The organism is Pseudomonas sp. 7-41, from assembly GCF_021233075.1.
Lineage (GTDB): Bacteria > Pseudomonadota > Gammaproteobacteria > Pseudomonadales > Pseudomonadaceae > Aquipseudomonas > Aquipseudomonas veronii.
Genome location: NZ_CP089551.1, coordinates 3,729,236 through 3,742,602, shown reverse-complemented (window position 1 = coordinate 3,742,602; position 13,367 = coordinate 3,729,236). Strand labels below are relative to the sequence as shown.

Genomic DNA, 13,367 nt, shown 5'->3' with positions numbered 1-13,367 from the left:
GGCAAGTGGCTGACCTCCGGCCGGGGTTGCCGGCCGGAGGTTCATGACGGCACAGGGCTTACGGCTTGGGCTTTTTTGTGGCCGCCGGCTTTTTAGCCGCCGGCGTGGCCGGTTTGCCTGCGGCCGCTGCCGGCGGCTTGGCTTTTGCTGCCGGCTTGGGCGCGGTTTTCGGTTTGGCGGCGGGTTTGGGCTTGCTGGGTGTCAGCGCTTCGGCTTCTGCCAACTTGCGGGCCATTTCCCAATGGCGCGCATCCTGACCTTGCGGCTTGCCCTCCGATTCCCAGATCTGATACGCGAATTCGCGAACACGTTTGTCTTCAGTACTCATCACAATGTTCCTCGCAGAAAATTTCAGCTTGATTGATCATCAGGATCGATAAAGACGTTGACCGGGAAATCCCCCAGCGCAGTGCTGATCAACAGCTCCTTGTCTGGTGTGACTGCGCGTGTATGAAAAAGTCCCTTCCAGTTTTCGGTTGGCGCGGCGAACGGTAATTTCACTCGGGTATCGCCCCAAACCCGCGCATTGACCTGGGGATGCACACCGTTTTCCAGCAGGCGATAGGGCCAGCGCGGCACCACCACCAGTGCGCGTTTGCCCTGGTATTCGCGGCAGAACGCGACCACGTGCTCGGCGTGTCGACCGACCACGTCCAGGGGCGTGTAGCTGCCCCGATGGAACAGTTCAGGATCGGCCTTGCGCAAGGCCAGCACCTGGGCGATCAAGGCTTGTTTGATACGCCCGTCCCGCCAGTTGAACAACAGCTTGCCGATGTCCGGTGGGGTATCCAGCGCGTGCTGCCGTGCGTTGAAATCCACCGGGCGGCGGTTGTCCGGGTCGACCAGGCTGAAGTCCCAGAACTCATTGCCCTGGTACAGGTCCGGCACACCCGGCACCGTGACTCGAAGCAAGGATTGCGCCAGCCCATTGAGCGCGCCAGCGGGGGCAATCGCTTGGGCGGCGGCGCCGATGGCGGTGCGCAGTGCGCGGCCTGCGTCGCTGAGCAGCAGGCGCGTGAGAAACGTTTCCACGCCCTGTTCGTAAGCCTCGTTGGGCGCGCTCCAACTGCTCTGCAACTTGGCTTCGCGCAGGGCCTTTTGTTGCCATTGCCAGAGGCGTTGTTGATAGGCTTCGAGTGCCGGCCGGTCGTCCAGGTGCAGGTCCAGCGGCCAACTGCCGAGCAGTACCTGATAGAGGATCAACTCATCGCCTGCCGATGGGCTGCTGGCGTCGTTGCGCAACGGCGCGGCGAGGCGGCGCCAATGCGTCACCTGTTCGGCATACCACCCTGCGCACTCACTCAACACGGCGAGGCGGGCGCGGCTGTCTTCACCGCGTTTGTGGTCGTGGGTGGCGGTGGCCAGCAGGTTGTCGGGGAACGCCTGCAAGCGCTGCTGATTGGCCGCGTGAAAATCGGCCAGCGGTGCGCTGAACTGTTCGGTACTGAAGCCCACGTCGTTGCGCGACAGCAACACCGCCGAGCGATAGAACGCGGTGTCTTCCACGGCTTTGGCGGCGGCCGGCGAGGTCAATTGCTGGAAGCGCACGCAGGCGTGCTTGAGCAGCTTGCGCTCGCGGCCGAGCGGGCGATTGCGCCACGGTTGGCCGCCCAACCATTTTTCCAGGTTGTCCAGCACCGGCCAGTCGCCTTCGCTCAAGGTGCTGCGCGCGCCCGCCAGGGCTTGCAGGAAAAACGTGTCGTCGCGTTCGCTGCGGCCACAGGCGCTGATGTAGGTGCGGTACACCGGGAAATGCACGATCAGTTCCTGCAGGGCGCGGCGGATCGCGCCGAGGGTCAGGTCGCGGCTCATCACGTCGTCGCGGGCCACTTGCAGCAAGGCCTGGGCCACGCTTTCGAAGTCGCCGGCAAGAGAACCGTTGAGGATCTGCCGGCGCGCCAGCCAGGCTTCTTCGATAAAGGCCGACGGCCGTTCGCTGTGCCGGGTCCACAGCTCGGCCAGCGTTGCGAAGCCTTGCGGGCGGTGTTGCAGCAGCGACAGCTGGTTCATGAATTCGTAGCCGGTGGTGCCGTCCACCTGCCAGTCCTCGCGCAGGGTTTCGCCTTCGCCGAGGATTTTTTCGACGAAAATTGGCAGGTGACGCTCGGGCGACAGCGTATCGACCCGCCGCCGCAGCTTGCGGCAATACCCGCGTGGGTCGGCCAGCCCGTCGATATGGTCGATGCGCAGGCCATCGACCAGCCCCTGGCTGATCAACTCGAAGATCTTGCCGTGGGTGGCTTCGAACACGGCACTGCGTTCTACGCGCAGGCCGCCCAGATCGTTGACATCGAAGAAGCGCCGCCAGTTGATATCGTCCGCCGCGGTGCGCCAACTGGCCAGGCGATAGGCCTGTTGCTCCAACAGCCCGTGCAGGCGCTGGAACCCGTCGGGCTGGCGTGCGTCGAAGGTGCCCAGCCGCTGTTCGATGGCCTGCCGCACGGCGTTGTCGGTGGCGCGTTCGGCCAGGGCTTGTTTGAGCCAGGCCGCTTCGGCGTAGGCATCGCTCTGGTAGGCGAGGGTGCTGAAGCGGTCGGCGAGGGGCTTGAGCAGTTCATCGGCGCCCAGAATCGTCGCGTAATCTTGTGGGCAGATCGGGAAGCGGTGTTCGTAGTGCTCGACGGAAAAACTGCCGTGCGCGGCGTCGAAGTGCAGGGTCAACGTGCCGGTTTGCAGGGCTTCGCCGTAGTCGCTGGCGAGGAACGGCATGAGCAATTGGCCCTTGAGCAGCGGGTCGGGCGAGTGCCATTGAATGTCGAAGAATTCGCAGTAGGGACTCAACCGGCCCCATTCCAGCAGGTCGAGCCACCAGGGGTTGTCGGCGCCGCCCACGGCCATGTGGTTGGACACGATATCGAGGATCAGCCCCATGTCGTGTTGGCGCAGGGCGGCCACCAGGCGGCGCAACGCCGCTTCGCCGCCCAGCTCCGGGTTGACGGTGGTGGGGTCGACCACGTCATAGCCATGCATGGAACCTGCGCGGGCACTGAGCAGCGGTGAGGCATACAAATGGCTGATGCCCAGCTGGGCAAAGTACGGCACCAGAGCCACCGCGTCATCGAGGGTGAACCCTTTATGAAACTGCAGGCGCTGGCTGGCGCGCAGGGGCAGAGCCTTCATCGGTCACGCTCATGGGCTTGATTGCGTGCCACCGCCAGCAGTTCCAGGCGGCGCGCGGCACCCGCATTGTCGAGCAGGCTCGCCGCCTCGCCTGGCAGGCGGCGGCGCCAATTGGGGTGGGTGTCGATGGTGCCGGGCAGGTTGGCTTGTTCTTCGAGGCCCAAGGCATCTTCCAGCGGCAGCAGCACCAGCGGCGCGCGGGTGTGGCCGAGGTAGCGCACGCTGGCATCGATCATGTGGTCGGTTTCATTGCGCACTTCATCGACGAAGTTCTGCGGGTCCTGGCTCAAGGCCTGGCGCAGTGCCTGGCGTTCGCGCAGGCGGTGCTCGCGCCATTGCTCCGTGGTGGGCGCATCGATCAGGCCGAGCTGGACGTTCCAGTCGATGTCGCGGCTGTGCCACCAGCCATTGAGGGTTGGCAGGTCGTGGGTGCTGGTGGTGGCCAGGGCGTTGTCCGGCCAGTCGAGGATCGGCTTGAATTGGCCATCATGACCTTGTTCGAACAGCAGCACGCGCATGCCCAGAATCGAGCGGCCGATGAGTTTGTCGCGCAGGCCGTCGGGCACGGTGCCGAGGTCTTCGCCGAGGACGATGGCCTGGTGGCGGTGCGATTCCAGCGCCAGCAGACGCAACAGATCGTCCACCGGGTAATACAGGTAGGCGCCGTCCTGGGGCGAGGCATCCATGGGCATTACCCACAGGCGTTGCAGGCCCATCACATGGTCGATACGCAAGCCGCCGGCATGGGCGAAATTGGCCCGCAGCATCTCGATAAACGCACGGAAGCCGTGGCGCTTGAGGCCTTCCGGAGCGAAGGCGGAGATGCCCCAGCCTTGGCCGGCGCGGTTGAGAATGTCCGGCGGCGCGCCGACGGTCAGGCCGGCGAGCAATTCATCCTGGCGGCTCCAGGCCTGGCTGCCGCCACCGTCGGCGCCGACGGCCAGGTCGGCGATCAGGCCGATGCTCATGCCACTGCCACGGGCGGCTTGTTGGGCGCGTTCCAGGCAGCGCGCGATCAGCCATTGGCCGAAGGCGTAGAAGCCGATGTCGTCGCGGTTTTCCTCGGCGAAGCGCAGGAGTGCCGGGCTTTGCGGGCTGCGCCATTGCTCTGGCCAATGGCGCCAGTCGAGGTCTTCGCCAGCGGCGGCGCGCGCGGCCTGGACCGCTTCGAAACGGCAGTGGTTCTCCAGGGCTTCACCGCCCGCTTGGCGGAAACTGAGGAAGTCGGCGTGTTGCGGGTGTTGACCGTGGCGGAAGTCGTCGTACAGGGCACGCAACAGGCGGTGTTTGGCCTTGGCTGCGGTGGGCCAGTCGATCAGGGTGTGTTGTTCGAGGGTGTGCAGCTCGTCGGCCAGACCGCAGGCCTCGATGGCATTGCGCACCTGGCGCTCACCCAGGATGCAGCCGGGCGATGCGTACAGGCTATTGAGAAACAGACGGCTCGACGGCGAGTACGGGCTGTAGCGCTCGGGGTCGGCGCTGAACATCGCGTGCATCGGGCTGATCGCCAGGGCGTCGGCACCGCGTTCGGCGGCCGAGCGGGCCAGGTGTTCCAGCGCCAGGGTGTCGCCGAACCCGCCGTCGCCGAGGCGGCGCAGGGCGTACAACTGGGCGCTCAGGCCCCAGGCACGTGGGGTTTGACTGTCGACGGCATCGGCGACGCTGTAGCAGTGACGAGGGGCCACGGCCAGGGTGAAGGCCTGGTCGGCGATATGCACTTGGTGGTAGCCGAGGGCGATCACGCCGGGCAGTACCGCGTTGCCGTCGAGGCGTAATTCGAGGACTTCGCCCTCCTCGAGGCTGACCCGGCAGACGGTGTCGGGCGCGAAGTAGCGCGCCAGGTCCAGGCCTTCGCCACTGTCGACGGTGAGCAAGGGCGGCAGGTGCTTGTCCTGTTGCACTTGCTCCAGGTCTCGCAGGCTGGCGTCAATCTCGGCATCGCTGTCGGCCGGGTGGCCCAGGCCTTTGAGGACGGCGCGCAGGGCGTCCGGTTTGACACGTTGCGGGCGGCCGTTTGCGTCGATCCAATCGACCGCCAGGCCCGCTCGGCCGGCGAGGATTTCCAGGTTCGCTTCGCTCAAGGGTGCTCTCCAACAGGGGATAGGGTAACGCGTGCGCTGAAGGGCGCCAGGTGCGCGTGGTCATGCGCCGGCGTTTGGAACAGCACATGCTGCGCAGCGGGGTGATCCAGGGCCGTGGCACTCAGGTTCAGGTCGATCTGTAACAGGCTGCCGTTGCCCAGGCGCCAACGCGCACTGACGGCGCGATCTGCCAGCACCCGCGCACCGAGGGCCACGCTGCCAGGCAGGTGCGGCACGATATGCTGGTGGCGCAGGCGCAGCAGGTGGCGATAGAACTCGGTGTGTTCGTTGGCGGCGAATGACGGCGCCGATTGCTCGAAGGTCGGCAGCGCGTTGGGATCGGGAATCCGCTCGCGCCGCTCGGGGTCGTGGAACGCGGCGAAATCGGCGAATTCATTGCGACGTCCTTCGCGTACCGCTTCAGCCAGTTCGCCATGGTGGTCAGTGAAAAACAGAAACGGCTCGCTGGCGTTGACTTCATCGCCCATGAATAGCAACGGGATCATCGGCGACATCAGTAGCAAGGTGGTCGCCGCCTTCAGCGCCTGGGGCGAACACAGTTGGTGCAGGCGTTCGCCGAGGGCGCGGTTGCCGATCTGGTCGTGGTTCTGCAAGAACGCGACGAAGGCGGTGGGCGGCAAGCCGCTGCTGGGTTCGCCGCGTGCATGCCCGTGGCGCGTGGTGTGGCCTTGGTAGACAAAGCCGTCGCTGAGGCAACGTGCGAGTTTGGCGGTAGGCGCTTGGGCAAAGTCGCTGTAGTAGGCATCGGTTTCGCCGGTCAGCAGCACATGCAATACGTTGTGGAAGTCGTCGTTCCATTGCGCATCGAAATCGTGTTTCAGCAGGCTGGCCTGGTTCAGTTCGTTTTCCAGCACCAGCCAAACATGACGGCCGATGTCGACCTGCTGGCGCACCCGGTGCGCCAGTTCCCGCAGGAAACCGGGGTTGTCGATGGCGTGTACCGCATCCAGGCGCAGGCCGTCGAAGCGGTAGTCGAGCAGCCACATCAGGGCGTTGTCCAGAAAGAAGTCCCGCACTTCACGCCGCTCGAAGTCGATGCCGGCGCCCCATGGCGTATGTACATCTTGCTGGAAGAAGTCTTTGGCGTACTGGCCCAGGTAGTTGCCATCGGGGCCGAAGTGGTTGTAGACCACGTCGAGCAAGACCGCGAGCCCGTGTTCATGGGCGCTGTCGATCAGATGCTTGAGCTGTTCGGGGCTGCCGTAGGCGGCGTGCGGCGCGTAGGGCAGCACGCCGTCGTAGCCCCAATTGCGCTCGCCGGGGAATTGCGCCAGGGGCATCAACTCAATCGCGGTAACGCCCAGTTCGGCCAGGCGTGGCAGGTGCTGCTCGACGGCTGCGAAGCCGCCCAGCGCGCCGACATGCAGTTCGTAGATCACCGCTTCATGCCAGGGGCGGCCCTGCCATGGGTGGTGTCGCCATTCATAGGCGAGCGGGTCGACCACCAGGCTCCAGCCATGCACGTCCGAGGCCTGGGCCCTGGATGCGGGATCGGGGACATCCATTTCCCCATCGATGTTGTAGCGGTAGCGCGTGCCTGCGGGGCACTTTATCTCCGTTTCGAACCAGCCATTTGCCTGGGGCAGCATGGCGACCGAGCGGCCATCTTGCAATTCAACGCTGACATAAAACGCGTCTGGCGCCCACAAGGCGAAACGCGTGTGTTGCGCGTCCAGCATGATTGCGCCGTGGGGCCAGGTTTCCAGAGTCCGTAACGGCATCTATGAAGACCTCCCTTGATTATTTAGTCGATTTCCCCAGCGCCTTGGCCACCAGTTGTTCATACAGTTCGGCATAGGGTTCGACCGCCTGGCACCAGTTGAACGGTTGGGTCATCGCCCGGCAGCGCATGGCGTTGAGCAGGCCTGGGTAGGCGAACACTTTGAACGCACGGTTCAGGGCTTCGCGGTAGCTGTCCACGGTGGACTCGTTGAACAGAAACCCGGTGACGCCGTCTTCGATGGTGTCCGCCAGGCCGCCGGTGTTGCGCGCCACCGGCAGCGAGCCGAAGCGCTGCGCGTACATCTGGCTCAAGCCGCACGGTTCATAGCGCGACGGCATCAGCAGGAAGTCGCTGCCGGCAAACATGCGACGGGCGTCGGTTTCGTTGAAGCCGATGCGTACACCGACCTGGCCCGGGAAACGCAGCGCCAGTTCGCGCATGGCCTGTTCTTCTTCCGGCTCGCCACGACCGATGATCGCGATCTGGCCGCCGTTCTCGACGATAAAGCTGGCGACCGCTTCGGTCAGGTCCAGGCCTTTTTGATAGACCAGCCGCGAGACCACGGCGAACAGCGGTCCGGTGGAGTCATGCAGGCCAAACAGGTTGCGCACGTGGGCGGCGTTGACTGCCTTGCCTTCCCAATCGCCGATATTGAAGTTGTGGGTCAGGTGCGTGTCGGTGGAGGCTTCCCAGCTTTCATCGATGCCGTTGGGAATGCCGCTGAGCAAGCCTTGCTGGGTCTTGCTGGCGAGAAAGCCGTCCAGGCCGCAGCCGAATTCCGGGGTGGTGATTTCCTGGGCGTAGGTGGCGCTCACGGTGGTGATGTGGCTGGAGTAGGCCATCCCCGCCTTGAGGAACGACATCTTGCCGTAGAACTCCATGCCTTCCTGTTGCAGCGCATGGGGCGGAATGCCCAGCTCCGGCGTGGAGGCCAGGCTGACCACGCCCTGGTATGCCAGGTTGTGGATGGTGAACAGGGTCGGTGTGCGTGACCCACGCCAGTGCATATAGGCAGGGGCTAGGCCGGCGGGCCAGTCGTGGGCATGCACCAGGTCCGGGCACCAGTGGATCTGGGCGAGGTTGGCGGCCATGTCGGCAGCGGCCAGGCCCAGGCGCGCGAAGCGGATGTGGTTATCCGGCCAGTCGCGGCCGTTGTTGGCGCCATAGGGCGTGCCTTCGCGCTCGTACAGTTCGGGGCAGATCAGTACGTAGATAACCAGGCCATCCTTGAGGTCCATGCGCCCGATCTTGCATGGCGGCAGCGCGGCGTGGCCACCCAGTTCGCCGATGATATGGATCGGGTTGTCGCTTTCCATCACCTGCGGGTAACCGGGGATCAGCACGCGCACATCGTGCAAGTGCCCCATGGCGCGGGGCAGGGCGGCGGAAACATCGCCTAGGCCGCCGGTCTTGACCAGGTCGGCAAATTCGGAAGTGACGAACAAGACTTTCTTTCGATTGGGGTTATGACTCACGACCGGCCGCACAGCATTGGGCAGATCGACCAACGATGTTGGCCCCCCTGCCGATTTACTAAAACGCTCTCCCTGAGTTTCTACTGCGGCACTGATCATAGTTCTCTCCCACATGTTGGTTGGCTGGTGGCCCGCTGCCACTAGCTCCGAAGACCGCTTCCTGCGGCCAGACGCACAAGCGCTATACAAACTGGCAAGGCTTGTGCCAGTTGCACGGTTAGCTGAAATAGATTGGATGGACGGGCATTCGGTCTGAACCGCTTATGCACGCCTTACCCTAAACCTGACCTACGGCAGAGTTTGAAAGTTTCGATTTTTTGCGGGGCTTTTGTTTTTGAACGGACCCATCGAGCTTGAGTCTAGGACAAATCCTAAAGACTGTAGGGTTTATGTGGAAATTTTGTAGGACAAAAAAACTTGTAACGATATGCGACGTTGGAAAGCGGTGTGGGCGCGTGGCGATCGGTGGATAGCGCGTGGCGAGGGCGCGCGGTCCGGTTGGTGGGCTGGCGCCCCGCTTCAGGGGCGTTTCGGGAGCAGGCGCCTCGTCACCGCAGTGCGCGTGCGCTGAATTGGTGCGTCAGCCGAGCACGCGAATGGGCGTGCCCGCGGCCCAAGCCTGGATATCGGCAATCATCTGCTGATAGAACTGCCGGTAATTCTGCTCGCTGACATACCCGACGTGGGGAGTGGCCAGTACGTTTGGCAAGCGGCGCAACGGATGATCGACCGGCAGTGGCTCCTCGGCATACACATCCAGCGCTGCTCCCGCCAGGCGGCCGTTGCTCAAGGCCTCCAGCAGCGCCGGTTCGTCCACGATCGGCCCGCGTGCCGTATTGACCAGGCGTGCCGTCGGCTTCATCCAGCCGAGCGCCTCGGCATCCACCAGCCCACGGCTACGCTCGCTGAGGACCAGGTGGATGGTGAGAATATCGGCCTGTGCGAACAAGTCGCGCTTGCTGACCCACGTCACCCCGGATTCCGCCGCGCGTTGCTGTGTAAGGTTTTCACTCCAGGCAATCACCCGCATCCCGAACACCTGGGCAAATTGCGCGACCTTCTGGCCAATGCTGCCCAGCCCCAGGATCCCCAGGGTCTGGCCATGCAGGTCGCCGCCCAGGCCTACCTGCCAGTGGCCGGCGCGCAGGGAATTGGCTTCGGCCAGCAAGTTGCGCGTGGACGCCATGATCAACGCCCACGTCAGCTCCGGTGCCGCGTGTTTATAGCTGTCGGTGCCGCACACCTGGATACCCAGGGCTTTGGCGGCGGCAAGGTCGATGGCGGCGTTGCGCATGCCACCGGTCACCAGCAGCTTGAGGTTGGGCAGTCCTTGCAGCAAAGGGCTATCGAAGGTCGAACGTTCGCGCATCACGCAGATCACATCGAAGCCTTTCAGGCGCTCGACCATCGTGGCGGTATCCGCCGGGTAATCATGCAGAAAATGCACCTGGCCGAGCGCCGCCAGGGCTGACCAGTCAACCACATCACGGGCGACGTCCTGCCAATCATCAATGACTGCAATCTGTAGCGACATACGCGGGCGCCTCTTATAACGTTGGATTAAAGGTGGTCGAGCCCCTGCAGCAAGGCCTTGTGGAACTGCGCCGGTTCTTCCATCTGCGGTGCGTGGCCCAGGCCGGGGAATTCCACCAGGGTGGCGCGGGGGATCAACTTGGCTACCTGTTTACCCAGCACCGCGTAGTGCCCGATCTTTGCCTTCACCGCCGGCGGCGCGAGGTCTTTGCCGATGGCGGTGGTGTCGCTGGTGCCGATCAGCAACAGCGTGGGCACCTGCAGGTCCTTGAACTCGTAGTACACCGGCTGGGTGAAGATCATGTCGTAAATCAGCGCCGAGTTCCATGCCACCTGGGTGTGGCCGGGGCCTTTGTTCATGCCGGCGAGCATCTGTACCCAGCGCTCGTATTCGGGCTTCCAGTGGCCGGCGTAGTAGGTGTCGCGCTCGTAGCTGCGGATGCCGTCGGCGCTCACCTGCAATTCGCGTTCGTACCATTGGTCGACGCTGCGATAAGGCACGCCGAGGGCTTTCCAGTCTTCCAGGCCGATCGGGTTGACCAGCGCCAGTTGCTCGGTTTGCTCTGGGTACAGCAGCGCGTAGCGGGTGGCGAGCATGCCGCCGGTGGAGTGGCCGAGCAGGGTGACCTTCTGAATGCCGAGTTTTTCCAGCAGTTGGTGGGTATTGATCGCCAGTTGCTGGAAGCTGTACTGGTAGCTGTCGGGCTTGCTCGAGGTGCAGAAGCCGATCTGGTCGGGTGCGATCACGCGGTAACCGGCGTCGCTCAGCGCCTTGATCGAACCCTCCCATGTGGCGCCGCAGAAGTTCTTGCCGTGCAGCAGCACCACGCTGCGACCGTTGGCTGTGCCGCTGGCCGGGATGTCCATGTAGCCCATGTGCAGGGATTTGCCCTGGGACTGAAAGCGGAACTGTTGAACCGGATAAGGGTATTGGAAACCCTGCAGTTCAGGCCCGTAGCTGGGGCCTTCGGTGGCGGCGAATACGGGCGCTGCGCCGGCGGCGAGCAGGCCGGCAACGCAAAAGGTGCGCAGTAGAGGCATGGCGGGGCTCCGAGTGGGGAGCTCGGATGCTGTTTGCAGGCGATTAAGTGGGGATTAACACCCAGTGCAGGGTCAGCGCGGCCAGCACGCCATAACGCACGCCCTTGGCCAGGGTCACCAGCAGCAAAAAGCGCCACAGCGGTTCGCGCATCACCCCGGCGATCAAGGTCAGCGGGTCGCCGATGATCGGCACCCAACTGAGCAATAACGTCCAATGCCCCCAGCGTTCGTAGTGGCGGCGCGCCTTGTCGAGTTGCCGGGCGTTGACCGGAAACCAGCGCCGTGCCTTGAAGTGCTCGATCGAGCGCCCCAGCAGCCAATTGACCAGCGAGCCGAGCACGTTGCCCAGCGTCGCAATGCCCAGCAGCCACCACAGGTTGTAATGCCCGCTGAGCAGCAGGCCCACCAGCACGGCTTCCGATTGCAAGGGCAGGAGGGTGGCGGCGCCGAATGCCGCAAAAAACAGCCCCAGGTAACCCGTCAGCATCGATCAGTGTGCCGGGTAGTCGGCTACCACCACATCTTTACCGTCGCGGGTCAGGCCGATGACTTGGTAGGCGTCGCCGTGGCCGTCCATTTCCATGCCGGGCGAACCCATGGGCATGCCCGGCGCGGCGATACCGAGCAGATCATCGCGCTTGCGCAGCGCCAACACGTGCTCGGCGGGTACGTGACCTTCGATGAACTTGCCGTCGATCACGGCGGTATGGCACGAGCCCAGGCGCGGCGCAACGCCGAGGCGTTGTTTGACCGCGCTCATATCGGCTTCAACGTGATCATTGACCTTGAAACCGTGGCTTTCCAGATGGCGGATCCATTGTTTGCAGCAGCCGCAGTTGGCGTCGCGGTGTACGTCGATGGGGATCAGCTCGGCCGCCTGGGCCAGGCCGGTGGTCAACAGGGCTGAAAGCAGGGCCAGTCGCAATGGGGTTTTCATGGGGCGTCTCGCAAGTCAGAGAAGGTTGTGGGATGGGCGCTATCATGCCAGTTTACGTCCACCGCCAAACCCCCTTCAGGTGCTGGGTTGACCTGCGTCCCGTGGTTTCAGCGAAACTCGAACCGTTCGCTGTGCAGGTTGGCCGGTGGAATCCGGTGGGCGTTCATCAGCTCGCGAACCTTGACCAGCAAGCCTTTGGGGCCGCAGAAGCTGATATGCACTTTGTCGGGGTCGGTCTCGGCCACGGCTTGGCGCAGGGTGTCGGCCAAGCGTTCGAGGCCGCCGGCATTACTGACGAATTGCGCACCTCGTAAGCGGGCCATGGTCTGCACCTGTTCGGCCGGCGGGAAGGCGCGCGCGGGCGTAAAGCAATAGACCAGCGTGGCTTTGTCGAAGTCTTTGGCGGCAGGGTCTTGCAGCCAGGAAATAAACGGCGAAATACCCACGCCGGCGCCGATCCAGATTTCCCGTTCTGCCTGCACGGCACGCTTGAAGCGCCCGTAAGGCGCATACAGATCGGCGCGCATGCCGACCTTGGCGCAGTCTGCCAGGGCGTTGGTGTAATCCCCCAACCCTCTGATCATGAACGCAATCTGCCCGTTTTCACGGTTAGCGCTGGCGATCGTGAAGGGGTGCGGCTCGCGCAACCCTTTGACCTGCATGGCCAGGAACGCGAATTGCCCGGCCTTGAAGTCAAACCCTTTGTGAATTGGCGCCAGTGTCAAATGCAACGCGCCGTTGGCGCGGTTGACGGCCGTCACCCGGTATTCGCCGGCACGCCCAACCCAGGGGTAAAGCACCAATTTATAGAGGGCTCCGATGACGCCCAGGCTGCAGCACAAGGTCAACCAGACGCCCGATGGCGCGGTCAGGGTGATTGGCGATTTGAAACTCAGCCCGTGCAGGATCACGATCAGGAACAGCGGGCCAGACAACTTGTGCCACCAGCGCCAGACGTTGTAAGGAATGTTGCGGTTCAACGCCAACAGCACGATCAGGCCCAGCGCCACGTAGCTCAGTTGACGGACGAGGCGCGTCCAGTATTTGGGCAGCTCCAGGATGGGCACGCTGTTCCACACATCCAGGTTAGCTTTGAACACAAAGTGATACGTGGCGAACACCAGCGCCCAGATGCCCAACCACTTGTGTACTTCATAGACGCGATCCAGGCCGCCAAACACGTTCTCCACCACCGACCAGCGACTGGCCAGTACACAGGACGCCGCCATGTACACCAGCGCGCAAGTGCCGAGCAGCAAACTGAGGGTCGCTGAGGTCAGCCACGTCTTGACCGGTATATCCATGAGTAACGTCAACGTCGTGATCAGGAAGAGGACGACGAGGCAGTGACGGGTTTTCAACGGGTGCTCCTAGGGTTTCTTCGGGGGAGTGAATACTCATCTCACATTTTTAGGTTACCCGGTTACGTGAAGAGC

Annotated in this window: 10 protein-coding genes; all 10 read right to left on the bottom strand. The window is 63.6% G+C overall.

The window, feature by feature from the left end; genetic code table 11:
* Nucleotides 1-58: 58 nt before the first annotated feature.
* The gene (locus tag LQ249_RS16725; protein ID WP_017846396.1) at nt 59-328 is read right to left on the bottom strand and encodes a DUF2934 domain-containing protein; all 270 of its coding nucleotides are present in this window, start codon (nt 326-328) and stop codon (nt 59-61) included.
* Nucleotides 329-351: 23 nt separating this feature from the next.
* A complete protein-coding gene (locus tag LQ249_RS16720; RefSeq protein ID WP_057004599.1) occupies nt 352-3,120 on the bottom strand; it encodes a malto-oligosyltrehalose synthase in 2,769 nt (922 codons plus the stop codon).
* Nucleotides 3,117-5,201: a 4-alpha-glucanotransferase gene (malQ, locus tag LQ249_RS16715; RefSeq protein ID WP_057004598.1), complete on the bottom strand. Its 2,085-nt coding sequence runs from the start codon at nt 5,199-5,201 to the stop codon at nt 3,117-3,119. Before malQ ends, LQ249_RS16720 begins: the two co-directional genes overlap by 4 nt.
* A complete protein-coding gene (gene treZ / locus LQ249_RS16710) occupies nt 5,198-6,943 on the bottom strand; it encodes a malto-oligosyltrehalose trehalohydrolase (RefSeq protein WP_046383594.1) in 1,746 nt (581 codons plus the stop codon). The genes malQ and treZ overlap by 4 nt, the downstream gene beginning before the upstream one ends.
* Before the next feature lie 19 nt (nt 6,944-6,962).
* Nucleotides 6,963-8,519, bottom strand: a complete 1,557-nt coding sequence (glgA, locus tag LQ249_RS16705) for a glycogen synthase GlgA (protein WP_079443969.1) — start codon at nt 8,517-8,519, stop codon at nt 6,963-6,965.
* A gap of 481 nt (nt 8,520-9,000) precedes the next feature.
* Complete coding sequence (locus LQ249_RS16700) at nt 9,001-9,954, bottom strand: D-2-hydroxyacid dehydrogenase family protein (protein WP_232565682.1); 954 nt, start codon at nt 9,952-9,954, stop codon at nt 9,001-9,003.
* A gap of 26 nt (nt 9,955-9,980) precedes the next feature.
* Nucleotides 9,981-10,994: an alpha/beta fold hydrolase gene (locus LQ249_RS16695; RefSeq protein ID WP_108524214.1), complete on the bottom strand. Its 1,014-nt coding sequence runs from the start codon at nt 10,992-10,994 to the stop codon at nt 9,981-9,983.
* A 43-nt stretch (nt 10,995-11,037) separates the two neighbouring features.
* Nucleotides 11,038-11,481 carry a YqaA family protein gene (locus LQ249_RS16690; RefSeq protein WP_169865279.1) on the bottom strand — a complete coding sequence of 148 codons (444 nt, stop codon included), beginning with the start codon at nt 11,479-11,481 and terminating at the stop codon, nt 11,038-11,040.
* Nucleotides 11,482-11,484: 3 nt separating this feature from the next.
* Complete coding sequence (locus LQ249_RS16685) at nt 11,485-11,931, bottom strand: DUF411 domain-containing protein (RefSeq protein WP_126585608.1); 447 nt, start codon at nt 11,929-11,931, stop codon at nt 11,485-11,487.
* Nucleotides 11,932-12,038: 107 nt separating this feature from the next.
* A complete protein-coding gene (locus tag LQ249_RS16680) occupies nt 12,039-13,292 on the bottom strand; it encodes a ferredoxin reductase family protein (protein ID WP_057004596.1) in 1,254 nt (417 codons plus the stop codon).
* Between the last annotated feature and the right edge of the window lie 75 nt (nt 13,293-13,367).

Bases quoted from the DNA above. Each gene is read 5' to 3' on its own strand.
- LQ249_RS16725 (WP_017846396.1), bottom strand. From the start codon at position 328: ATGAGTACTGAAGACAAACGTGTTCGCGAATTCGCGTATCAGATCTGG.
- LQ249_RS16720 (WP_057004599.1), bottom strand. From the start codon at position 3,120: ATGAAGGCTCTGCCCCTGCGCGCCAGCCAGCGCCTGCAGTTTCATAAA.
- treZ (WP_046383594.1), bottom strand. From the start codon at position 6,943: ATGCCGTTACGGACTCTGGAAACCTGGCCCCACGGCGCAATCATGCTG.
- glgA (WP_079443969.1), bottom strand. From the start codon at position 8,519: ATGATCAGTGCCGCAGTAGAAACTCAGGGAGAGCGTTTTAGTAAATCG.
- LQ249_RS16700 (WP_232565682.1), bottom strand. From the start codon at position 9,954: ATGTCGCTACAGATTGCAGTCATTGATGATTGGCAGGACGTCGCCCGT.
- LQ249_RS16695 (WP_108524214.1), bottom strand. From the start codon at position 10,994: ATGCCTCTACTGCGCACCTTTTGCGTTGCCGGCCTGCTCGCCGCCGGC.
- LQ249_RS16690 (WP_169865279.1), bottom strand. From the start codon at position 11,481: ATGCTGACGGGTTACCTGGGGCTGTTTTTTGCGGCATTCGGCGCCGCC.
- LQ249_RS16685 (WP_126585608.1), bottom strand. From the start codon at position 11,931: ATGAAAACCCCATTGCGACTGGCCCTGCTTTCAGCCCTGTTGACCACC.